General features: G+C 70.2%; 19 protein-coding genes. All 19 read right to left on the reverse strand.

Translation table 11 applies throughout. The features are described 5' to 3' along the window. Nucleotide 1: 1 nt before the first annotated feature. The 19 genes from BRX43_RS05755 to BRX43_RS05840 all read right to left on the reverse strand — a co-directional run bounded on the left by BRX43_RS05755 (nucleotide 2) and on the right by BRX43_RS05840 (nucleotide 21,031). Entirely contained in the window at nucleotides 2-1,951 is a 1,950-nt protein-coding gene (locus BRX43_RS05755) for an SPOR domain-containing protein (protein WP_125993907.1), read from the reverse strand. Nucleotides 1,952-2,176: 225 nt separating this feature from the next. Further along, nucleotides 2,177-3,748: a cell division protein FtsZ gene (gene ftsZ / locus BRX43_RS05760; RefSeq protein WP_125993908.1), complete on the reverse strand. Its 1,572-nt coding sequence runs from the start codon at nucleotides 3,746-3,748 to the stop codon at nucleotides 2,177-2,179. Between the two features lie 99 nt (nucleotides 3,749-3,847). Next, entirely contained in the window at nucleotides 3,848-5,110 is a 1,263-nt protein-coding gene (ftsA, locus tag BRX43_RS05765; protein WP_125993909.1) for a cell division protein FtsA, read from the reverse strand. A gap of 4 nt (nucleotides 5,111-5,114) precedes the next feature. Beyond that, complete coding sequence (locus BRX43_RS05770) at nucleotides 5,115-6,110, reverse strand: cell division protein FtsQ/DivIB (protein WP_125993910.1); 996 nt, start codon at nucleotides 6,108-6,110, stop codon at nucleotides 5,115-5,117. Then, nucleotides 6,107-7,051, reverse strand: coding sequence for a D-alanine--D-alanine ligase (locus tag BRX43_RS05775; protein WP_206433126.1), 945 nt, complete (start codon nucleotides 7,049-7,051; stop codon nucleotides 6,107-6,109). Before BRX43_RS05775 ends, BRX43_RS05770 begins: the two co-directional genes overlap by 4 nt. An 8-nt stretch (nucleotides 7,052-7,059) precedes the next feature. Then, nucleotides 7,060-7,968 carry a UDP-N-acetylmuramate dehydrogenase gene (gene murB / locus BRX43_RS05780; RefSeq protein ID WP_206433121.1) on the reverse strand — a complete coding sequence of 303 codons (909 nt, stop codon included), beginning with the start codon at nucleotides 7,966-7,968 and terminating at the stop codon, nucleotides 7,060-7,062. Further along, nucleotides 7,962-8,162 carry a hypothetical protein gene (locus BRX43_RS05785; protein ID WP_164523541.1) on the reverse strand — a complete coding sequence of 67 codons (201 nt, stop codon included), beginning with the start codon at nucleotides 8,160-8,162 and terminating at the stop codon, nucleotides 7,962-7,964. Before BRX43_RS05785 ends, murB begins: the two co-directional genes overlap by 7 nt. Next, the gene (gene murC / locus BRX43_RS05790; RefSeq protein WP_125993912.1) at nucleotides 8,159-9,574 is read right to left on the reverse strand and encodes a UDP-N-acetylmuramate--L-alanine ligase; all 1,416 of its coding nucleotides are present in this window, start codon (nucleotides 9,572-9,574) and stop codon (nucleotides 8,159-8,161) included. Before murC ends, BRX43_RS05785 begins: the two co-directional genes overlap by 4 nt. A 22-nt stretch (nucleotides 9,575-9,596) precedes the next feature. Continuing rightward, on the reverse strand, nucleotides 9,597-10,736 hold the full coding sequence (murG, locus tag BRX43_RS05795; protein ID WP_125993913.1) for an undecaprenyldiphospho-muramoylpentapeptide beta-N-acetylglucosaminyltransferase: 1,140 nt from the start codon (nucleotides 10,734-10,736) through the stop codon (nucleotides 9,597-9,599). Continuing rightward, entirely contained in the window at nucleotides 10,736-11,917 is a 1,182-nt protein-coding gene (locus BRX43_RS05800; RefSeq protein WP_125994008.1) for an FtsW/RodA/SpoVE family cell cycle protein, read from the reverse strand. The genes murG and BRX43_RS05800 overlap by 1 nt, the downstream gene beginning before the upstream one ends. 59 nt (nucleotides 11,918-11,976) lie before the next feature. Beyond that, nucleotides 11,977-13,269, reverse strand: coding sequence for a UDP-N-acetylmuramoyl-L-alanine--D-glutamate ligase (gene murD / locus BRX43_RS05805; RefSeq protein WP_125993914.1), 1,293 nt, complete (start codon nucleotides 13,267-13,269; stop codon nucleotides 11,977-11,979). After that, nucleotides 13,266-14,336 (reverse strand): phospho-N-acetylmuramoyl-pentapeptide-transferase, encoded by a 1,071-nt coding sequence (gene mraY / locus BRX43_RS05810; RefSeq protein ID WP_125993915.1) that lies wholly within the window; start codon nucleotides 14,334-14,336, stop codon nucleotides 13,266-13,268. The genes murD and mraY overlap by 4 nt, the downstream gene beginning before the upstream one ends. After that, a complete protein-coding gene (gene murF, locus BRX43_RS05815) occupies nucleotides 14,337-15,698 on the reverse strand; it encodes a UDP-N-acetylmuramoyl-tripeptide--D-alanyl-D-alanine ligase (RefSeq protein WP_125993916.1) in 1,362 nt (453 codons plus the stop codon). Beyond that, a complete protein-coding gene (locus BRX43_RS20220) occupies nucleotides 15,695-15,838 on the reverse strand; it encodes a hypothetical protein (RefSeq protein WP_164523542.1) in 144 nt (47 codons plus the stop codon). Before BRX43_RS20220 ends, murF begins: the two co-directional genes overlap by 4 nt. Further along, nucleotides 15,835-17,250, reverse strand: a complete 1,416-nt coding sequence (locus tag BRX43_RS05820; RefSeq protein WP_125993917.1) for a UDP-N-acetylmuramoyl-L-alanyl-D-glutamate--2,6-diaminopimelate ligase — start codon at nucleotides 17,248-17,250, stop codon at nucleotides 15,835-15,837. Before BRX43_RS05820 ends, BRX43_RS20220 begins: the two co-directional genes overlap by 4 nt. 10 nt (nucleotides 17,251-17,260) lie before the next feature. After that, a complete protein-coding gene (locus BRX43_RS05825) occupies nucleotides 17,261-18,979 on the reverse strand; it encodes a penicillin-binding protein 2 (protein ID WP_125993918.1) in 1,719 nt (572 codons plus the stop codon). Beyond that, nucleotides 18,976-19,611, reverse strand: a complete 636-nt coding sequence (locus BRX43_RS05830; RefSeq protein ID WP_125993919.1) for a hypothetical protein — start codon at nucleotides 19,609-19,611, stop codon at nucleotides 18,976-18,978. Before BRX43_RS05830 ends, BRX43_RS05825 begins: the two co-directional genes overlap by 4 nt. Beyond that, nucleotides 19,608-20,534 (reverse strand): 16S rRNA (cytosine(1402)-N(4))-methyltransferase RsmH, encoded by a 927-nt coding sequence (gene rsmH, locus BRX43_RS05835; protein WP_125993920.1) that lies wholly within the window; start codon nucleotides 20,532-20,534, stop codon nucleotides 19,608-19,610. Before rsmH ends, BRX43_RS05830 begins: the two co-directional genes overlap by 4 nt. Further along, the gene (locus tag BRX43_RS05840; RefSeq protein WP_125994009.1) at nucleotides 20,531-21,031 is read right to left on the reverse strand and encodes a division/cell wall cluster transcriptional repressor MraZ; all 501 of its coding nucleotides are present in this window, start codon (nucleotides 21,029-21,031) and stop codon (nucleotides 20,531-20,533) included. Before BRX43_RS05840 ends, rsmH begins: the two co-directional genes overlap by 4 nt. Nucleotides 21,032-21,136: the final 105 nt, after the last annotated feature.

Genomic DNA, 21,136 nt, shown 5'->3' on the forward strand with positions numbered 1-21,136 from the left:
CTTATTTCGCCGGCAGCTTGGTCACCGGCTGACCGGCATCGCTGGTGAAGGAGAAGGCCGAGACGCCCTCCTTGGCAAGCTGATTGACGAAGGCGCGTGCCTCCGCATCGGTCTTGAAGGGGCCGGTCAGCACGCGGTTGGAGGCACGATTCTTGGTCGCATAGGCAGACCGGCTCTTGAGCGCCGACGCCTTGCCCTGCGCCCCCTTCCACGCCTTGGGCAGGTCGTCGGCATTCGCGCCGCCCGCCACCTGCACCCAGATCCGCGACGGGTGGGCGCGGGCCGCCTTCTTCTCCGCCGCTTCCTTGTCGGCCAAGGCCTTCTTCTCGGCGGCGGCCTTCTTCTCCGCCTCCGCCTTGCGGGCCGCCGCATGGCGTTCGGCCGGCGTCTTGGGCGCGGCCTCCGCTGCGGCCTCCGCCTTGGCGAGGCGCGCCGCCGCCCGGCGCTCGGCAGCGGTCTTGGGCGCGGCCTCGGCCTTGGCAAGACGCTCGGCGGCACGGCGTTCGGCCGCCGTACGCGGCTTGGCCGGGACAGCGTCATCCGCGGCGGCATCGCCGGTCAGCCGCGCCGCGACGACGCGGCGGACGGCGGTATCGCGGGCTTCCTTGGCCGTGGCCTCGGTGACGACGCGGTGCCCGATATCCGAAGCCGGCGCGGTGGCGAGGCCGGCGGGCTCCTCCGGACGCGGCGACTGGGTGACGGCGCGGACCGGCTCCTCGACGCCCAGTTCGGACGCCGGGATCGACAGGCTGGCGACGATCCGCGCCAGCACCGCATCGGTCCGCCGCGTCGATGCGCTGGATTCGACCGGTGCGACGCGGGCGGGCGGCGTCTCGGCCGTCTCGACGCGGTAGGGCTGGACCGGCACCGGCTGCACCACCGGCGACGGCGGCGCGAACCTCGGCACCGGAGCCGTAACCGGCTGAACCGACGCCACCGCCGTGGGTGCAGGCGTGGCGACCGGCTGTGCGGGCACGGGCTGCACCACCTCGCGCGACGGGGCCATGGTCACGACCGGCGCGGCGGCGACCTGGACGGGGCGGCTGGCCACCGGCCGGGTAGCGACGGGTTCGCGGCGGCGGGTCGGCCTGCGGCTGTTCTCGACCGGCTGGATCGTGCTGGAGGCGGCGACCTGCACCGGCGCACTGGCTTGGCGCGCCAGCGGCGGCAGCGGCGGGATCAGGCGCGCATCGGCGACCCGCTCCGGCGTCGCGAAGATCTCGCCGAAATGCACCGCGAAGGCGCGGTCGGCGGCCGACAGCGTCGGCAGGCGCTGGAAGAACGCACCCAGCCCCTGCGCCATCGTCGTCGGCATCATCGTGGTCGCGATCTTGTTCGCGCCGGCCGTGTCGCCGCTCATCGCCATGACGAAGGCGCGGGCGCGCCAGGCGGCGCGGTCCTGCCGGCGGACCAGCGGATCGAGCTGCTCCAGCGCCTGCGCCTGCTGGCCCGAAATGCCGAGCGACAGCGCATAGCGGCGCAGCGTCTCGTCGTCGCGGTCCTGCGCCAGCGCCAGCCGGTAATCCGCCTGCGCGCGCGCCTGTTCGCCGATCAGGTCATAGGCGAGCCCGCGATCCGCCGCGAATCGCGACGGCGCGACGCCGAAGCTTTCCGCCTGCTGGAAGAAGCGCAGCGCCTCGCCCGGCCGTTCAGAGCGGACCAGCACCGATCCCATGCCCGCCTTCACCCGACCGTCGCGCGGAGCGATCTTGTCGGCGCGGGCGAACAGCGACGCGGCGGCGGACAGGTCGCCCATGCGGATCGAGAGGTCGCCCGCCTCGACCAGCGCGTTCAGGTCGCGCGGATTGCTGGCGAGCCGGCGCATCACATCGCCGAGATCGTCCGCGAGCGTACGGTGGAGCGGCTGCACCACCGCCTGCGCGGCCAGAGGAAGGGGCGCCAGGGCGGCAACAAGCGCGAGCGCGGCGGTCGAGAGGAAAAGCGGCTTCATGGGATAGATCCGGCTACAGCCCAGCCGGGATGAACCGGCAATGTCACAAGGCCCGCCGGTGCGACCAAACGGGCCGGGATGACGACAAGACGGGTGGCAACGGGCGGGCGGCAATGAGCCGACGACGCACAACTCGCCGGCCATGGGTCCGGCCGGGCGAACGGACCGTCCCGACGGGCAGAAGGCCGCACGGGGAGAGGATCGCCCCCTCCCCGTGGACCGTGCTTACTGGTTGTTCTGGCGGTGCAGGAAGCGCGGGATGTCGAGCGGATCGGCCGGCTTGGCCTCCTCCTCGCGCGGCGTGCCACGCGCGGCGTTCGACATGCGCTCGAACAGCGTACCGCCCAGCTTGACGCGCGGGGCCGGAGCCGGCGGCTCGATCGCGCCGGTGTCGCTGCCCGGGGCCAGCCAGCGACGACGCGCACCGCCTTCGTCCGCCGCCGGTGCGGGGGCGGGCGTCGGCGCGGCATAGGCGGCCGGCTGTGCCGGTGCCGGCGCGCGCGGTGCGGCCGGCGGGCTCACCATCGTGTCCGCGCCGAGCACCAGCTCGTCATCGGCGGGATGGGACGCGGGAGCCGGCGGCACCGCCGCCTGCGGCGGGACGGGCGCGGAGGCGACCGGGTGAGGGGCCGGCTGCGGCGCGACATATTGCGGCGCGGCGACGGGCGGCGCGGCGGGGGCCGCCTGTTGCGGCGCGGCGGCCGGGGCGGGCTGAGCGGCGGGCGCCTCGCTCGGGCGGAACGACGTGGTGTCGTCGGTCTTGCGACCTAGGCCGAAGGAGAAGGAACGCGCCGAATCACCGCCTTGCGACGGGCTGGGCACCACGCGCTCGACCGCCTCTATACCGGTCGCGACCACCGACACGCGGATGCGGCCCTCCAGCTCCGGGTTGAACGCCGAACCCCAGATGATGTTGGCGTCGGGATCGACCAGGTCGCGAATGTGGTTCGCCGCCTCGTCCACCTCCAGCAGGCGCATGTCGTCGCCGCCGGTGATCGAGATGATGACGCCCTTGGCGCCCTGCATCGACACGCCGTCGAGCAGCGGGTTGGCGATCGCCTTCTGCGCCGCTTCCAGCGCGCGATTGTCGCCCGACGCCTCGCCGGTGCCCATCATCGCCTTGCCCATCTCCTGCATCACCGAACGGACGTCGGCGAAGTCGAGATTGATGAGGCCGGGCATGACCATCAGGTCGGTGATGCCGCGCACGCCCTGCTGCAACACCTCGTCCGCCATCGCGAACGCTTCCTTGAAGGTCGTGTTGGCATTGGCGATCAGGAACAGGTTCTGGTTCGGGATCACGATCAGCGTGTCGACGAACTTCTGCAGTTCCTCGATACCGCCATCGGCCGCCTTGGATCGGCGATTACCCTCGAAAGCGAAGGGCTTGGTGACGACGCCGACGGTCAGGATGCCCATGTCGCGCGCGGCCTTGGCGATGACGGGCGCGGCGCCGGTGCCGGTGCCGCCGCCCATGCCGGCGGCGATGAACACCATGTGGCAGCCCTCAAGCTGCTTGGCGAGGCTCTCGATCGTCTCTTCGGCGGCGGCGCGGCCGATCTCCGGCCGGGCGCCGGCGCCCAGTCCTTGCGTGATCTTCGCACCCAGCTGGATGCGGTTGGGTGCGGTCGACTGCTTCAACGCCTGCGCGTCGGTATTGGCGACCAGGAAGTCGACGCCCTGCACGTCGGCCCGCATCATGTTGGCGATGGCGTTGCCGCCGGCGCCGCCCACGCCGATCACCGCGATTCGCGGGGTCAGCTCATCCACCTCGGGTGCCAGAAATTCGATGCTCATCGCCACTCTTACTCCGCCGCACCCGAGCCATGTGTCCGCCCGCCCAGGTATCGATTATTGTTATGTACGCGACGATCCGCCGACCGCCACTTAAAAACGTCAATAGTTTGCCCGCGCCGCCTGGAGAAGCTTGCGAAACAGCCCCAGACCGCTCGGCCGGTGGACCGTTTGCCCGCTGGGGGCGACGGCGCGCAGGTCGATGGGATCGGTCGCGGCATAGAAGGCCAGTCCTGCCAGCGTTGCGAACGCCGGACCGGAATGGGCCTCGGGCAAGCCCGTCAGCCCGCGTGGTCTTCCAAGCCTTACCGACCGCCCTAGAGCCTGCTGCGCATAGTCCGCAATCCCCTTCAACTCGGCCCCGCCGCCTGTCAGCACGACCTGTCGCCCGACCGGACCTTCAAACTTCAAATGCGTCAAGGCCTTACGGACTTCGTTCATTTGATGTTCCAGTCTTTGGCGAATCACCGCGATCAATTGCGCCTTGGTGATCTGGGTGCCGCCATGGACATCGTCTTCCGCGCCGACTGGCGTGACCGGGATCATATCGTGATTATCACGCGGCGATGCATTGGCCGATCCGTGGAAGCATTTCATCCGCTCCGCCAGCGCGCGTCGCGTCCCGAAGGCGGAGGCGATGTCGTCGGTGATGTCCTGCGCCCCCACGGGGATCGAGCAGAGGCCGACCAGCATCCCGCCCGCGAACAGCGAGACATTGGTGATGCCCGCGCCGATCTCGACCAGCGCGACGCCCAGCTCGCGCTCCTCCTCCGACAGGCAGGCCAGGCCCGTGGCGACCGGCGCGGCGATGATCGATTTCACCTCCAGATGCGCGGAACGGACGCACAGGTCCAGATTGCGCACCGGCGAGCCATCGGCCGCGACGACATGGATGTGCACGCCCAATTTGTCGGCATGGAGGCCGAGCGGCTTCTTCACGCCGGTCAGCCCGTCCAGCGTGTAGAGCGCCGGCTGCGCGTGCAGCACCATCCGCCCCTGGGGATCGATCGACTGGCGGCCCGCCGCCAGCAATGCGTCGATATCCTGCTGCTCGACCTGATGGCCGCCCAGTTCGAACTCGACCTCCGCCACGTCGGACACCAGCCCGCCGGCCGAGAAGCCGACCCAGACATTCTCGATGTTCAGCCCGGCGATCCGCTCGGCCTGTTCCACCGCCTCGCGCACCGCCGCCTCGGTCGCCCCCATATCGGCGATATAGCCGCGCTTCACGCCCCGGCTCTCGCGCTGACCGGTGCCGAGCACGATCAACTCGCCGCCATCGCCCTTTTGCGCGATCATCGCCGACACCTTGGACGACCCGATGTCGAGCGCGGTGATCAGACCTTCCGGTGCCACTTTCGCCATTATCTCACCCCTCGCCCCCGGCCGGCGCGTTATCGGCTCCGCTCTCGGACCCCGTGCCGCCGTCGACCGCCGCCGCGTTCGCCGCGCCGTCCGTGTCCGGCGCGGTCGCCGTCCCGACCTGCGCGGGATCGGCCAGTGCATGGTTCTGGTTCATGCCGGGCTTGCGCGCAACCAGCTTCGCGGGGTCGCGCATGTCGAACCGCATCCAGCCCCGCCCCAGGAGCGGCCGATTGGCATCCAGTTCGGCGAAGCGCGCCAGCGCCCGGCCCGCCCCGTCCTCGGGCAAAGCCAGCACCTCCCCACTGGCGAAGGTCAGGTCCCAGCGGCGATTGCCGATCCAGGTCGCCGCCTTGATCTTCGGGCGAAGCTGGGGCGCGGCGGCGAGCAGCGCCTGATAGCCAGCCTCCTGCCGGTCGGCGCCCGGCCCGATCACCAGCGGCAGGTTCGGGATGGCATTGGGCTGGACCGGCTCCAGCAGCACGCCGTCCTTGTCGATCAGCGTCAGCTCGCCGCGATCCTGCCACACCGCCGCCGGCGTGCGCTCGACAATGTCGATCAGCAGCGTATCAGGCAGCCGGCGCGAGACATGCGCATCGGCGATCCAGCCATAGCGGAGCAGCCGGTCGCGGATCGCGGGCAGGTCGACCGCCAGCATCGAGGTGCGGTTCTGCTTGTCCTCCAGGGCGATCGCATAGACCGTCATCCGGTCCATCCGCTTCAGCCCGGTGATCTCGACCTGCTCGACGCGCAGGCCCGCCTGGCCCGCCGTGCTGGCCACCGCCGCGCCGATCATGCCGGGCACGCCGATCCAGGTGGCGATGCCGATGATCGCCGCGCCCGCCAGCCCGGTGATCGACCAGGTCACCGCCTTCTTGACCGTCGCCTCGCTGACCGGCAGCCGCGCGACCAGGCGTTCGCCGAGCGATACCGACTTGACCGGCTGGCGGCGGCGCGGGGCCGGTCGCTTGGGCGGCGGACCGCGCTTGATCGTGCGGCTCATCCCGGCCGCTCGCCATGCGGACGCCGCATCGCCTCGTCGACGATCGCCTGGACCAGTTCGGCATAGCTCATGCCGATATGGCGCGCCTGTTCGGGCACCAGGCTGAGCGGGGTCATGCCCGGCTGGGTGTTGACCTCCAGCAGGAACAGCCCGTCGACGCCGCGCTCGTCGTCCCAGCGGAAGTCGGAACGGCTGGTCCCCTCGCAGCCCAGCAGCCGGTGCGCCTCCAGCGCCAGCGTCTTGCACGCGTCGGCGATCTCATCCGGGATGCGCGCCGGGCAGACATGCTCGGTCAGGCCGTCGGTATATTTGGCGTCGAAATCATACCAGCCGTTCTTCGGGATCAGCTCGGTCACGCCCAGCGCCCGGTCGCCCAGCACCGCCGTGGTCAGCTCGCGCCCGCGGATATAGGGTTCGGCGAGCAATTCCGCGAATTCCTGCCACGGCCCCTTGGCATCGGGCGCGATCGGATTGCCGTAATTGCCGTCCTCGGTGACGATGGCGACGCCGACCGACGATCCTTCGTTGACCGGCTTCAGCACATAAGGGCGGGCCAGCGGGTCCGCCTGATGAATGTCGGCGGAGCGGACGATGCGGCCCCCCGGCATCGGCACGCCGTGCGGCACCAGCGCCTGCTTGGTCAGCACCTTGTCGATCGCGATGACCGAAGTGGCGAGGCCGCTATGCGTGTAGCGCAGGCCCATCAGGTCCATCAGCCCCTGCACGGTGCCATCCTCGCCGGGCGAGCCGTGGAGCGCGTTGAACACCAGGTCCGGCCGCGCCGCCGCCAGCCGCGCGGCGACGTCGCGGTCCATGTCGATCCGCGTCACCCGGTGGCCGAGCGACTCGAGCGCGTCCGCGACGCCCGCGCCCGACATCAGCGACACCGGTCGCTCCGCCGACCACCCGCCCATCAGCACCGCGATATGCAGCGGCGTCATCGCCTCGGTCACTTCGCCACTCCCACGCGCTGGATTTCCCATTCCAGGGTCACGCCCGATTGCGCCTTCACTCTCGTTCTCACCTCTTCCCCCAGCGCCTCGATCTCGGCGCTGGTCGCCTGCCCCAGGTTGAGCAGGAAATTGCAATGCTTCTCCGACACCTGCGCGTCGCCCCGGGTCAGGCCGCGACAGCCCGCCGCATCGACCAGCGCCCAGGCCTTGTGCCCCTCCGGGTTCTTGAAGGTCGAGCCGCCGGTGCGGCTGCGCAATGGCTGCGATGCCTCGCGTTCGGCGGCGATCCGGTCCATCTCCGCACCGATCGCGGCGGAGTCGCCGGGACGGCCACGGAACAGCGCCTCGATCACCACCACGCCCTCGGGCAGGTCGGAATGGCGATAGCGATAGTTCAGCCGCTCCGCCGGCCAGATCTCGACGCTGCCGTCGCGGCGCACCACCGTCGCCTCGACCAGGATGTCGCGTACTTCGCGGCCGTAGGCCCCGCCGTTCATCCGCACGAAGCCGCCGACCGTGCCGGGAATGGAACGCAGGAACTCGGTCCCGGCTATCCCCGCGTCACGCGCCGTGGAAGAGACCAGGATGCCGCTCGCCCCGCCACCGCAGCGCAAGGTGACGTCGTCCACCCGCTCGACCTTGGCGAAGGGCTTGCCCAGCCGGATCACCACGCCCGGCATCCCGCCGTCGCGCACGATCAGATTGGAGCCCAGCCCCAGCGGATAGACCGGCATCGCGGGATCGAGCGCCGCCAGAAAGGCGGACAGGTCGTCGCGATCGGCCGGCTCGAACAGCCATTCCGCCGCGCCGCCGCTCTTGAACCAGACCAGGGGCGCCAGCGGCGCGGCCGGGGTCAGCCGTCCGCGCACCGCCGGCATCCCGGCCAGGACCGGCGCCGTCACCATGGACCGACGCCCCAGATCCGCATCCAGGCCTGCCACGCCTCCGCATTGGCCTGCGCCGCCTTGAGCGAGGCGTCCTGCGCCTTGGCGAAGGCCTCGCCCGAGTCGACCATCTTCTGGCCGACGCCGAGCGCCTGGCGCTGCGCGTCGAGCATCTGCTTCTGGAGATCGATCGAGCTCTTGAACCAATCGGTCATCGTGCCTCTCCGATGGCGCTGGCCAGGCCGGCGGCCCATTTGGTGATATCGCCCGCGCCCAGGCAGACCACCATGTCGTCCGGCCGCAGATCGCCGGCCAGCTCCTGCGCCAACGCACCGGCATCGGCGACCGTTGCCGCGTGGCGATGGCCCCGCCGCTTGAGCCCGGCGACCAGCGCATCCGCATCGACGCCCTCGACCGGCGCTTCGCCCGCCGCATAGACCGGCGTGACCAGCACCCGGTCGGCATCGTTGAAGGCGGTCTGGAAATCCTCCATCAGATTGCCCAGCCGCGAATAGCGATGCGGCTGGACGACGGCGATCACCCGCCCCCGCGCGCCCTCGCGCGCCGCCGCCAGCACCGCACGGATCTCGACCGGGTGATGGCCGTAATCGTCGATGATCGTCGCCGCGCCGCCCTCGACCGGCGCCTCGCCCACCTTGGTGAAGCGCCGCTTGACGCCGCCGAACGCCTCGAACCCCTTCTGGATCGTGACGTCCGGGATGCCCAGTTCCAGCGCCACGCCGATCGCGGCCAGCGCGTTCTGGACATTGTGGCGGCCGGGCATCGGCAGTTCGATCCCCTCGATCGACCGGATCGCGCCGTCGCGCTGGCGGACGATGCACTCGAACCGATTGCCGCCGGGGATCGGCGTGACGTTGACGCCGCGCACATCGGCCTGCGCCGAGAAGCCATAGGTGACGACGCGCCGGTCGCGCACGCGCGGCAGGACGTTCTGCACCTCCGGATGGTCGAGGCAGAGCAGCGCCGCACCGTAGAAGGGCACATTCTCGACGAACTCGACGAACGCATCCTTCACCGCCTCGAACGATCCGTAATGGTCGAGATGCTCGGGATCGATATTGGTGACGACGGCGATCGTCCCGTCCAGCCGCAGGAAGCTGCCGTCGCTCTCGTCGGCCTCCACGACCATCCAGTCGCTGGCCCCCAGCCGCGCATTGGAGCCGTAGCTGTTGATGATGCCGCCATTGATGACGGTGGGGTCGACCCCGCCGGCATCCAGCAGCGCCGCGACCATCGAGGTCGTCGTCGTCTTGCCATGCGTGCCCGCCACCGCGACGGTCGATTTCAACCGCATCAGTTCGGCCAGCATCTCGGCGCGGCGCACCACCGGCACGCGCCGCTCCAGCGCCGCCTCGACCTCGGGATTGGTGCGGGTGATCGCGGTCGAGACGACGACCACCGCCGCGTCGCCGATATTGGCCGCCGCATGGCCGATCGCGACCGGAATGCCCTTGTCGCGCAGACCCTGCACGACATAGCCCTCCGCCACGTCGGAGCCCTGTACCCGGTAGCCCAGATTCTTCATCACCTCGGCGATGCCCGACATGCCGATCCCGCCGATGCCGACGAAATGGATCGTGCCGATATCGGTGGCCACACCCTTCATGCGCGGTAATCCCTCTTCATCGTCATGCGAATGCCGGTTTGTGCGCCTTCTGCACCTTGGGCAGGCGGACGCGCGGCGCATCCAGGCTCTCGACCAGATCGGCGAGGTCGCTGACCGCGTTGGGCCGGCCGACGCTGCGCGCGCGGCCCGCCGCATTCTCCATCGCCGCCGGGTCGAGACCCAGCTTCTGCATCTGCTTGGCGAGCTCGACCGCGGTGAAATCCGCCTGCGCGATCGTCCGCGCGCCGCCCGCCCGGGTCATCTCGCGCGCGTTCGCCGTCTGGTGATCGTCGGTCGCGCTGGGCAGCGGCACCAGGATCGCGGGGCGGCCGGCGGCGGTCAGCTCGGCGATGGTCGAGGCCCCGGCCCGGCCGATCACCAGATGTGCCCAGGCGAGTTGCTCGGGCATGTCGGGCAGATAGGTGGCCAATTCGGCCGGAATGTCGTGCGCGGCATATTGCGCGCGTGCCGCGTCGATATCCTCGACCCGCGCCTGATGCGTCACCTGCAGGCGGCGGCGGAAATTGGGAGGCAGCATCGCCAGGCCATCGGGCACCACGCGGCTCAGGATGTTCGCGCCCTGGCTGCCGCCGGTGACCAGCACGCGGAAGATGCCGTCCTCCTCCAGCAGCGGATAGGGCCGCGCACGCAGCGCCAGCACCGCCTCGCGCACCGGATTGCCGACCAGATGCGTCTTCCCGGCATGGCGCGGCGACAGCCGCGCCGTCTCGTCATAGGAGGTGGCGATCGCATCGACCCGCCGCGCCACGACGCGATTGACCCGGCCCAGCACCGCATTCTGTTCGTGCACCGCCGTCGGGATCTGGTCGGCGAAGGCGGCGAGCAGCGCCGGAAAGGCGGGGTAACCGCCGAAGCCGATCACCGCCGCCGGCTTGAAGGTGCGATAGAGCTGCCGCGCCATCGCCCGGCCCCGCCACATCTCGCGCACCGCCGGCACCCAGCCCTGCGGCTTCTTCGCCTGGAAGCGGCCGGCGGGCAGGACATGCGTCTGCACCCCGTCGAACAGGCCGGGAAACCGCACGCCGCGCGCATCCGACACCAACGCGACCCGGTGGCCGCGTCGCATCAGCTCGGCCGCCAGCGCGGCGGCGGGCACCATATGGCCGCCGGTGCCGCCGGCCGCCAGGACGTAATGTTTCATCACTCACCGCTCCAGCGGACGACGTAGGGGCTCCGCGTCAGGAACGGATTGCGCCGCGTGAACGCCAGGAGCAAGCCCATGCCGATCGACAAGGCGATCATCGACGATCCGCCATAGCTGATGAACGGCAGCGTCATCCCCTTGGACGGGGCGAGGCCGGTGTTGACCGCCATCGACACCAGCGCCTGCGCGCCGAACTGCACCGCCAGGCCGGACGCGGCGAGCAGCTTGAACTCGTCCTGCTCGTCGAGCAGCTTGACGAACACCCGCACCACAATCGCCAGGAAGACGAGCGCGATGATCATGCAGGCGATCAGGCCGAATTCCTCGCCGATCACCGAGAAGATATAGTCGGTATGCGCTTCCGGCAGGCCGAACTTGGCCGAACCGCCGCCGGGACCGGTGCCGGTCCAGCCGCCGGCGGTCAGCGTGCGGTGCGCGGCGTCGACCTGGAAATGGTCGGCCGCGCCCTCGCCCTCGACATCGGGGAACAGGAAGGCGTCGATCCGCGCCCGCGCCGTGCCGTAGAAGAGATAGGCCGCGACCAGCCCCACCGGCACCATGCCGACGATCCCGAGCAGCACGCGCATCGGCGTGCCCGCGATCATCAGCAGCGCCATCCAGACGGTGCAGAAGATCACCGTCTGCCCGAAATCGGGTTGCAGCATCAACAGCACCGCGATGCCGCCGGTCAGCGCGCCGGTGATCAGCACGGTCGGCAGGCTCTCGTCCTTGCTCTTCAGCGACAACAGCCAGGCGACCGTCACGATGAACATGGGCTTGAGGAACTCGGACGGCTGGAACTGCGCGAAGCCATAGCCGATCCAGCGTTTCGCGCCATTGACGTTGACGCCGATCAGCGGCGTCAGCGCCAGCAGCACGACCAGCACCGCCGCACCGGTCAGCGCCATCCGACGCGCCACCGGCACCGGCAGCATCGACACGCCGAACAGCACGGGCAGTGACACGCCGACCCACATCACCTGCCGCCAGAAATAATAGAGCGGGGTGAGCTTGTGATGCTCGCCCGAATAGCGGACCGCCGTCGCCGGGCTGGCGGCCGCGACCGCGATCAGCCCGATCGCGATCAGGCACAGCGTCAGCAGCAGCAGCATCCGGTCGATGTCCCAGAACCAGGTGCCGAGCGGCGACCGGTCGCCACGCCCGCCCCGCTTCTTCATCTGCGCGATCAGCTTGGCGGAGCGTTTGGCGTCCCCCGCCTCGGTCGCCCGGGCATCGGTCATGCCAGTGCCTCCACTGCGCGGCGGAAGGCCCGGCCGCGATCCTCATAGTCGCGAAACTGGTCGAAGCTGGCGCAGGCGGGCGACAGCAGCACGACGTCGCCGGCCTCCGCATGGGCCGCCGCCCGGGCGACCGCCACGTCCAGCGTCCCGGCCTCCTCGACCGGGACCTTGCCGTCCAGCACCTGCGCGAAACGCGGTCCCGCCTCGCCGATCGTATAGGCGCGGACGACATGGCCGAACCACGGCGCACACGCGTCGAGCTCGTCGCCCTTGGCCCGGCCGCCGACGATCCAGTGGATGCGCGGGAATGCGCCCAGGGCCGGTGCGGCGCTTTCGGGATTGGTCGCCTTGCTGTCGTCGATAAAGGCGACGCCGTGGCGCTCCGCCACCCGCTCCATGCGATGCGGCAGTCCGGCGAAGCTCTCTAGCCCGCGATCGATCTCCGCCTCGCCGATCCCCAGCGACCGCGCGACCGCGATCGCGGCGAGCGCATTCTGTGCGTTGTGCGGGCCTTGCAGCGACGGCCAGCGCGACTGGTCCATGCAGACGCCGGGCGCGATCTTGGTCAGATGCTCAGCCCTGGCCGACAGGCTCCGCGCGATCGCCGCCGAGGGCGCGTCGCCGATACCGATCACCGCGTCGTGCCCGGCCGACTGCATCGCGAACAGCCGCGCCTTGGACGCGGCATAGCCCTCGAACCCGTCATACCGGTCGAGATGGTCGGGGGTGATGTTGAGCAGCACCGCCACGTCGCAGTCGAGGCTCAGCGTCAGGTCGATCTGGTAGCTGGACAGTTCCAGCACATAGACGCCGCCGTCCGGCAGCGGGGCCTGGCCCAGGATCGGCAGGCCGATATTGCCGCCCATCAGGTTGGGCCGCCCCGCCGTCTCGCAGAGATGGCGGACCAGCGCGGTGGTGGTCGACTTGCCGTTGGTGCCGGTGATGCCGACGACCCGGTGCGGCGGCAGCTCGGCGCGCGCCTCGGCGAACAGCTCGATATCGCCGATCACCGGCACGTTCGCTTCGCGCGCGCGTGCGACCAGGGGATGGGCGTTGAGCGGCACGCCCGGCGACACGACCAGCCCGGCCGCGCCGGTCAGGTCGAGCAGCATCGGGTCGTGGACGATGACGCCGTCGATCGCCGCCGCCGCGTCTCGCGCCGCTTCGTCATGGTCCCAGGCGACGACATGGGCGCCGGCCGCCGCCAGCGCCCGCACGGTCGCCAGGCCGGACCGGGCCAGCCCCAGCACCGCATAGCGCTTCCCGCCCCAGGCGCGCGCGACGATCATCGCAGCTTCAACGTCGACAGGCCGGCCAGCGCCAGCACGAAGGCGATGATCCAGAAGCGGATCACGACGGTCGGCTCCGACCAGCCGAGCTGTTCGAAATGGTGATGGATGGGGGCCATGCGAAATACCCGCTTGCCGGTGCGCTTGTAGAAGAACACCTGGATGATGACCGACATCGCCTCGACCACGAACAGGCCGCCGATGATGCCCAGCACGATCTCGTGATGCGCGACGACCGCGATGGTGCCGAGCGCGCCGCCCAGCGCCAGGCTGCCCGTATCGCCCATGAACACCGCCGCCGGCGGCGCGTTGAACCACAGGAAGGCGAGACCCGCGCCGACCACCGCGCCGCAGAAGATCGCCAGCTCGCCGGCGCCCGGCACGTGCGCGATGCCCAGATATTCGGCGAATTTGAAATTGCCGACCAGGTAGACGATCACCATGAACGCGACGCTGGCGATGATGACCGGCATCGTCGCCAGGCCGTCCAGCCCGTCGGTCAGGTTCACCGCATTGCCGAAGGCGACGATCGTGAACGCGGCGAAGACCGGATAGAAATAGCCCAGGTCGATATACATGCGCGACGTGAAGGGCAGGTAGAGATGCGGCCCGTTCTGCCCCATGATGATCCAGGCGGCGATGCCGGCGATGGCGAACTCCAGCAGCAGCCGGGTGCGCCCGGAGACGCCCGCCGTGGATGCCTTCCGCACCTTGTCGTAATCGTCGAGGAAACCGATCGCGCCGAAGCCCAGGGTCACGAACAGGCACGCCCAGACATAGGGGTTGAACACGTTCATCCAGATGACGACCGCCAGCACCATGCTGGTCAGGATCATCAGCCCGCCCATGGTCGGGGTGCCGCGCTTGGCGAGGTGCGTCTGCGGCCCGTCGGCGCGGATCGGCTGTCCCTTGCCCTGGCGGACGCGGAGCCAGCCGATGAAGCGCGGGCCGATCAGCAGGCCGATGAACAGCGCCGTCGCCACCGTCGCGCCCGTCCGGAACGACTGGTAACGGATAAGATTGAGCAGCCCGGGAAATCCAAGCTGCTCCGCAAGCCAGTATAGCATTCAGCCGCCCCTGAGCGCCGCGACCAGTCGCGACAGCCCTACGCCGTTGGAACCCTTGACCAGCACCACATCGCCCGGCGCGATCGTCGCGCGCAGCGTGTCGAGGGCCGTCGAAGCGTCCGGCACATGAACGATGTTAACCTGTGCGGCAAGGGCCTGGGCCAGCGGCCGCATCGCTTCGCCGACCAATATGGCCGTTTCGACCTTCGCCGCCAGCACCGGCTCGGCCAGCCCGGCATGATAGTCGGCCGATCCTTCGCCCAGCTCGCGCATCTCGCCCAGCACCGCCAGATGCCGGCCCGGCTCCTGCGCCAGCACCGCCAGCGTAGCCCGCATCGAGGCAGGGTTGGCATTGTAGCTTTCGTCGATGACGCGCGCGTGGCCCTCGCCCGCCGCGACGTCGAAACGCGCGCCGCGCCCCGCAAGGCCGCCCAGATCCGCAAGCGCCAGCCCCGCCAGCCCCAGGTCGCCGCCGACCGCCTCCACCGCCGCCAGCACGCCCAACGCGTTGGACACCCAGTGGAGGCCCGGTTGCGACAGGGTGAAGCTCAACTCGCGCGTGCCGAGCCGCGCGGTGACATAGGTGCCGGCGGCGACGCGCATCATCTCCAGCGCCTGGACGTCCGCGCCCTTGTCGAGCCCGAAGGTGACGATCCGATCGGCATAGGGTCGGGCCGCCGCGATCAGCCGGTCGCGATGCGGGCTGTCATGGGGGACGATCGCCACCCCGCCCGGCTCCAGGCCCTGGAAGATCTCGCCCTTGGCATCGGCGATCGCCGACTCATCGGGGAAGAATTCGGTATGCGCGGGCGCGATGGCGGTGATCAGCGCGACATGCGGGCGGACCAGCGTCGTCAGATGCGCCAGCTCGCCCGCATGGTTCATCCCCATCTCGAACACGCCGGCCCGCACCGCGCGCGGCATCCGCGCCAGGCTGAGCGGCACGCCGGTATGGTTGTTGTAGCTCTTGACCGAACGATGCACCGCATCGCGCCAGCCGCGCTCCAGACAGGCGTAGAGCGCCTCCTTGGCGCTGGTCTTGCCGACCGAGCCGGTGACGCCGACGATCCGCGCGTCGGTTCGTGCCCGCGCCGCACGGCCGAGATCCTCCAGCGCCGCGAAGGTATCGGCGACGCGGACGCTGGATCGTTCCTCGGCGCGGGACACCAGCGCTCCGGCCGCGCCCTGCGCATAGGCCTGGTCGAGGAAGCGGTGACCATCCGTCGCCTCGCCCGACAGCGCCACGAACAGGTCGCCGGAGCCGACCTCGCGGCTGTCGAACGCGACACCCGTCACGTCGAAATCGGTGCTGGTCGTCCCGCCGGTCGCGGCGGCGATCTCGCTTGCGGTCCACAGGCTCACGAGGCATGCTCCTCGAGCGGTGTCGCCGGCCCCGCTCCACCATAGTTCAGGCCGAGCTTGCGCCGCTCGCGCGGTGCCGTTTCGGCGGGGCCGGGTGCGACGGAGCGCTTTTCCGGCGGGATCACGATGCGACGCTTCATGCCGCGCACTCCCGCGCCACCGTCACGTCGTCGAACGGCAATTCCATCTCGCCGACGATCTGGCCCTGTTCATGGCCCTTGCCCGCGATCAGCACGATGTCCTCCGGTCCGGCCTCGGCGATGGCGGCGGCGATGGCGGCGCGGCGGTCACCGATCTCGGTCGCTCCCGGCGCGCCGGCCAGCACCGCGCGACGGATCGCCGTCGGGTCCTCGGTTCGCGGATTGTCGTCGGTCACGATGACGCGATCGGCATAGAGCTGCGCCACCTGCCCCATCGGCTCGCGCTTGCCGATGTCGCGGTCCCCGCCCGCGCCGAACACCACGATCAGGCGGCCGCCGGCATGGGGCTTGAGCGCGGCGATCGCCGCCTCCAGCGCGTCGGGCGTGTGCGCATAATCGACATAGACGGGCGCGCCGCTGCGCGCGATCACCGCCCGCTCCAGCCGCCCACGCACCGGCTGCAGCCGCGCCAGCGCCTGGAGCGTCGGCCCGACCGGCGCACCGGTGGCGATCATCAGCCCGGCCGCGACCAGCGCGTTCGCGGCCTGATAGCCGCCGATCAACGGCAACTGAACGTGGTGGACCTGCCCCTCCGCCTCGATCGTCAGCCCCTGGCCCAGCAATGTCGGGTCGCGCCCGACCAGCCGCAGCGTCGCGCCGCGTTCGCCGACCGTGATCAGCGCATTGCCCCGCTCGCGCGCCAGATCGATCACCCGCGCGCTTTCGGGATCGTCGGCCCAGACCACTGCCGTGCCGTCAGGCGACAGCACTTCGGAGAAGAGGCGCAGCTTGGCGGTCAGATAGGCCGCCATGTCGCCATGATAATCGAGATGGTCGCGCGACAAGTTGGTGAAGGCCGCCGCCGCCACGCGCAGCCCCTCGGTCCGATATTGGGTGAGGCCGTGGCTCGACGCCTCGAACGCGACATGCGTCACCCCCTCGCGCGCCAGCCCGGCGACGTTCGACAGGAAGGTGACGACATCGGGCGTGGTCAGGCCGGTATGGGTGCGGTCGTCGGCCGTGGTGACGCCCAGCGTGCCGATCGACGCGGCATGTTCGCCCGCCATCCGCCACAATTGCCGCGTCATCTCCACCACCGACGTCTTGCCGTTGGTGCCCGTGACCGCGACCACGACGTCCGGGAACGGCCCGAAGAAGCGCGCCGCCAGCCGCGCGAAACAGGCGCGCGGCTCCTCATGGACGATATGCACCGCGCCCTCGACGATGACGCCCGGCCGGGTGACGACCGCGACCGCGCCCGAGCGGATCGCGTCGGCGATATAATCCTCGCCATTCACCCGTGCGCCCTGGAACGCGCCGAATATGGTGCCCGGCGCCACTTTGCGATGATCGATCGCGAAGCCGGTGACGCTCGTCTCTTCCGTCCCGCCGGTCAACTGGCCCAGCTTCATCGGCCGATCCTCAATGCCCGCCGCTCGCGGTCTTCACGGACGGGTCCTGCCACAGCGTCGGTATGATATCGGACACGTCGATATCCCGATGCTCGTCGGGCACCACGCCCAGCATCGACCCGACGCGCGCGATCGTGCGGCCGACGACCGGGGCAGTGTTCCAGGCAGCGGTCTTCCAACCGTAGGTCTCCTTGGTACCGAGCGGCGAATCGAGCATCGCCAGGACGACATAGCGCGGCGCATCCATCGGGAAGGCCGCGGCGAAGGTGGCAACGTTGCGGCTATGGTCATAGCCGCCCGCGACCGCCGCCTCCGCCGTACCCGTCTTGCCGCCGACGCGATAGCCCGGCGCATCGCCCTTGCGGCCGGTGCCGCGCAGCACGATCAGCCGCAGCATCTGACGCATCCGCGCGCTGGTCGCCTCGCTGATGACGCGGCGGCCGATGGCCGCATGGCCGGGCTCCACCTTGAGGAGCGTCGCCGGCCGCCAGATGCCGCCATTGACCAGCGCGGCATAGGCGCTGGCCAGATGCAGCGGCGTCACCGCGATGCCATGGCCATAGGCGGTCGTCATCGTCGTGGTCCGCGCCCAATAGGTCGGCAGCAGCGGCCGGCCCTTTTCGCGCAGCTCGATATCGGGCTTGGTGTCGAAGCCGAGCTTCTTGAACATCGCCTGCATCCGCTGCGGCCCGACCTCGTCGGCGACGCGGGCGGTAGCGATGTTCGACGAATAGATCAGCGTCTCCGCCATGTTCAGCCAGCGCTTGGGATCGCCGCGCTCGTCATGGATCGTATAGCCGCCGACCTTCAGCGGATGCGTCGCGTCGAACCGGCGGTTCATCGAGGTGACGACGCCCGTATCGATCGCGGTCGCCATGGTGATCGGCTTAAAGGTCGATCCCAGCTCGAACACGCTCTGCGTGGTGATGTTGCGCAGCTCCTCGCTGCCCGCCATGCCGACGCGGTTGGGGTTGAATGTGGGCAGCGACACCATCGCGATCACCTCGCCCGTCGCGACGTCCAGCACGATGCCGCCGCCGCCGCGCGCGGAGAAGGTGGTCATCGCGCGACCCAGCTCGCTCTCCATCGCGGCCTGGACCCGCGCGTCGATCGACAGCGCCACCGGCGTCTTGGCCAGCGTCGGGTCGGTCAGCCGCGTGTCGAGCACGCGCTCCATGCCGCTCATGCCATGGCCGTCGGTCGACAGGAAGCCGAGCGCATGGGCCGCCATGGTCGATTGCGGATAGAGCCGCTGCGTCTCGCGCGCGAAGACCAGGGCCGGCTCGCCGATCGCATTGACCTGCTCGACCAGCGCCGGCGAGGCGCGGCGCTGGAGATAGGCGAAGGAGGCGTTCTTGGTCAGCTGCGCGTAGAACCAGGCCTGGTCGCCGCGATCCGGCATCAGCGCGGCGAGCCGCGCGGCGATCTCCATCCGGTCGCCCATGATCTTCTTGGGATGGACGCCGATCGTCCAGGCGTCGATCGTCCGGGCGAGCGGCGCGCCGTTGCGGTCGACGATATCCCCCCGCGCCGCCAGCGAGGCGACGGCGGCGCGCGCCTCGCTCCCCGAGAAGGCGGCGAGCATTCCCAGCCGGCCGATCACCAGCAGCACCGCCGCCCCGAACAGGAACAGCAACATCATCAGCCGCGTATGCGCGGTCGCCACCAACTGGTGGCGTTGCTTGGCGCTGCGGCGTTGCGCCGACGTCCGGGCGACCAGTGCCGTCACCGTTTGCCGCTCGCCTCGGTGCGTGCGCGCGACAGGATGTCACCCAGCGTCCGCTCGGACAGCAGCTTGCGGTCGAGCAGCGCCACCGCGTCCGGCTTCACCTTGGCGGCGGCGCTGGTCGCTGCGGTCACGGCCGCGGTGCGGACCAGGCCGACGTCCAGCCCCTTGCCGGCGCTCGCGGTACGGACGGTCGCGCGGACCGGCGCGGCGGCGGGCGCGACCGGGGCCGGCGCATTGGCGGCGACCAGGGTCATCGCCGGCTGCGGCGGCATGCCCGAGGGGACGAGCAACGCGGCGGTGCGGACCGGCGCGCCGTCCGGGCCCGGCGCCGGCGCGGAATGGACGTCGATCGAGGCGAGCGCGGCCTCGTCGCCGACGAACTGCTGCGCGGTCGGCGCGGACAGGGCCAGCGTATCGCCGTTCCAGCGTTCGAGCTGCGCCAGATTGGCGCGCGTGTCGAACTCGGTCTCCAGCGCGCGGATGTCCCGCTCGGCCGAGGCGATGCGGCGGTTCACCTGCTCCAGCTTCTTGCGCTCGTTCGCCACCTGCAGCGACACGAGGTAGAAGCCCAGGACCACGGCGACCGAGACCCCGAACCAGGCGAAGCCCTTCAACCGATAGGCCGCCGTCATACGCTCATCTCCTCTTTCCAGGCGGGCGCCGCCGTCCGCCTGGCTATCCGCAATGTTGCCGATCGGGCGCGCGGGTTGCGCGCCAATTCATCTTCGCCCGCACGGATCGCGCGGCCGACCGCCTCGAAGCTCGGCGCCGCCCCCGCCGCCGCCTGCGGCAGGTGCCGCGAGCCCGCGGGCGCGCCGCCCGACCGATCGCGCAGGAAGCGCTTGACCAGCCGGTCCTCCAGGCTGTGGAAGGTCACGACCGCCAGCCGGCCACCGGGCTTCAGGATCCGCTCCGCCGCCGCCAGTCCCTCGACCAGCTCGTGCAGCTCGCGGTTCACATGGATGCGGATCGCCTGGAAGGTCCGCGTGGCGGGGTCCTTCTTGTCGTGCGGCTTGTGGCCCAGCGCGCGGCGCACCACCGTCGCCAGCTCCGCCGTGCGCGACAGGGGCCGCGCCGCGACGATCGCCCGCGCGACCCGGCGCGACTTGGGCTCGTCGCCATAGCGATAGATGACGTCGGCGATCGCGTCCTCCTCGGCGGTGTTGAGGAAGTCGGCCGCGCTCATCCCGTCCTGGCTCATCCGCATGTCGAGCGGACCGTCCGACTGGAAGGAGAAGCCGCGCCCCGCCTGGTCGAGCTGCATCGACGACACGCCGATATCCATCGTCACGCCGTCGACCGGCGTCTCGATCGCCTGTTCCATGGTCGAGAAGTCGGCATGGACCAGGGTCAGCCCGTCGATGGCAGAGGCGCGACCGGCGGCGATCGCATCGGGGTCGCGGTCGAAGGCGATCACGCTCGCCCCCTGCGCCAGCAGCGCGCGCGTATAGCCGCCCGCCCCGAAGGTCGCGTCGACCATCGTATCGCCCGGCGCGGGGGCGAGCGCCGCGAGCACCTCGTCGAGCAGGACGGGGATGTGCGGGGCGTCGGTCACAGCGTCACCCCCTTCTGCATCATGTAGAAGCGCGCCATTTCCTTGACGACGGGGGGCATGTCCTCGGTGTCGATCAGCGTCTTGGGGTCCCAGATCTCGATATAGTCGAGCACGCCATAGAAAAAGGCATGTTCGCCGATGCCGGCATAGAAGCGCGGAAAGGCCGGCATGATGAAGCGGCCCGAGCCGTCGAACGGAACGGCCTCGCCGGCGGCGGCGCGACGCTTGATGTTATAGTCATATTCGCCGTCGGGGCCGGTATTCGCCGCCTCGCGCGCATCAAGGCGCGCGGCGAGGATGTCGACATAGCCCGGATCATAGGCGACGAGGCAGCGGTTCTTCTGATGGGCGCCGATGATGACGGTGCCGCCGGTCTTGCCGTCCGCCTTGGGCGCGTTGGCGGCGAGCGTGGCGCGGAGCGCGGCGGGTATGGCTACCCGTCCCTTGTCATCGACAAGGCCGATGCCATCGCCCTGATAACGCCCCCTGTCCAACACGCCAACTCCGCACTTCTGGCGCGCACGACCCCGCCGCGCCGAAAGGGGAAGATCGACTTCCTCTTCCAGTGCTTCCGCATCGGCGGTGAGCATGCCCCTGAATGA

Source organism: Sphingomonas sp. S-NIH.Pt15_0812 (genome assembly GCF_003951315.1).
Classification (GTDB): domain Bacteria; phylum Pseudomonadota; class Alphaproteobacteria; order Sphingomonadales; family Sphingomonadaceae; genus Sphingomonas.

Coding starts and splice junctions, on each gene's coding strand:
- BRX43_RS05755 (WP_125993907.1), bottom strand. CDS start 1,951: ATGAAGCCGCTTTTCCTCTCGACCGCCGCGCTCGCGCTTGTTGCCGCC.
- ftsZ (WP_125993908.1), bottom strand. CDS start 3,748: ATGAGCATCGAATTTCTGGCACCCGAGGTGGATGAGCTGACCCCGCGA.
- ftsA (WP_125993909.1), bottom strand. CDS start 5,110: ATGGCGAAAGTGGCACCGGAAGGTCTGATCACCGCGCTCGACATCGGG.
- BRX43_RS05770 (WP_125993910.1), bottom strand. CDS start 6,110: ATGAGCCGCACGATCAAGCGCGGTCCGCCGCCCAAGCGACCGGCCCCG.
- BRX43_RS05775 (WP_206433126.1), bottom strand. CDS start 7,051: ATGACGCCGCTGCATATCGCGGTGCTGATGGGCGGGTGGTCGGCGGAG.
- murB (WP_206433121.1), bottom strand. CDS start 7,968: ATGGTGACGGCGCCGGTCCTGGCCGGGATGCCGGCGGTGCGCGGACGG.
- BRX43_RS05785 (WP_164523541.1), bottom strand. CDS start 8,162: ATGACCGATTGGTTCAAGAGCTCGATCGATCTCCAGAAGCAGATGCTC.
- murC (WP_125993912.1), bottom strand. CDS start 9,574: ATGAAGGGTGTGGCCACCGATATCGGCACGATCCATTTCGTCGGCATC.
- murG (WP_125993913.1), bottom strand. CDS start 10,736: ATGAAACATTACGTCCTGGCGGCCGGCGGCACCGGCGGCCATATGGTG.
- BRX43_RS05800 (WP_125994008.1), bottom strand. CDS start 11,917: ATGAAGAAGCGGGGCGGGCGTGGCGACCGGTCGCCGCTCGGCACCTGG.
- murD (WP_125993914.1), bottom strand. CDS start 13,269: ATGATCGTCGCGCGCGCCTGGGGCGGGAAGCGCTATGCGGTGCTGGGG.
- mraY (WP_125993915.1), bottom strand. CDS start 14,336: ATGCTATACTGGCTTGCGGAGCAGCTTGGATTTCCCGGGCTGCTCAAT.
- BRX43_RS20220 (WP_164523542.1), bottom strand. CDS start 15,838: ATGAAGCGTCGCATCGTGATCCCGCCGGAAAAGCGCTCCGTCGCACCC.
- BRX43_RS05820 (WP_125993917.1), bottom strand. CDS start 17,250: ATGAAGCTGGGCCAGTTGACCGGCGGGACGGAAGAGACGAGCGTCACC.
- BRX43_RS05830 (WP_125993919.1), bottom strand. CDS start 19,611: ATGACGGCGGCCTATCGGTTGAAGGGCTTCGCCTGGTTCGGGGTCTCG.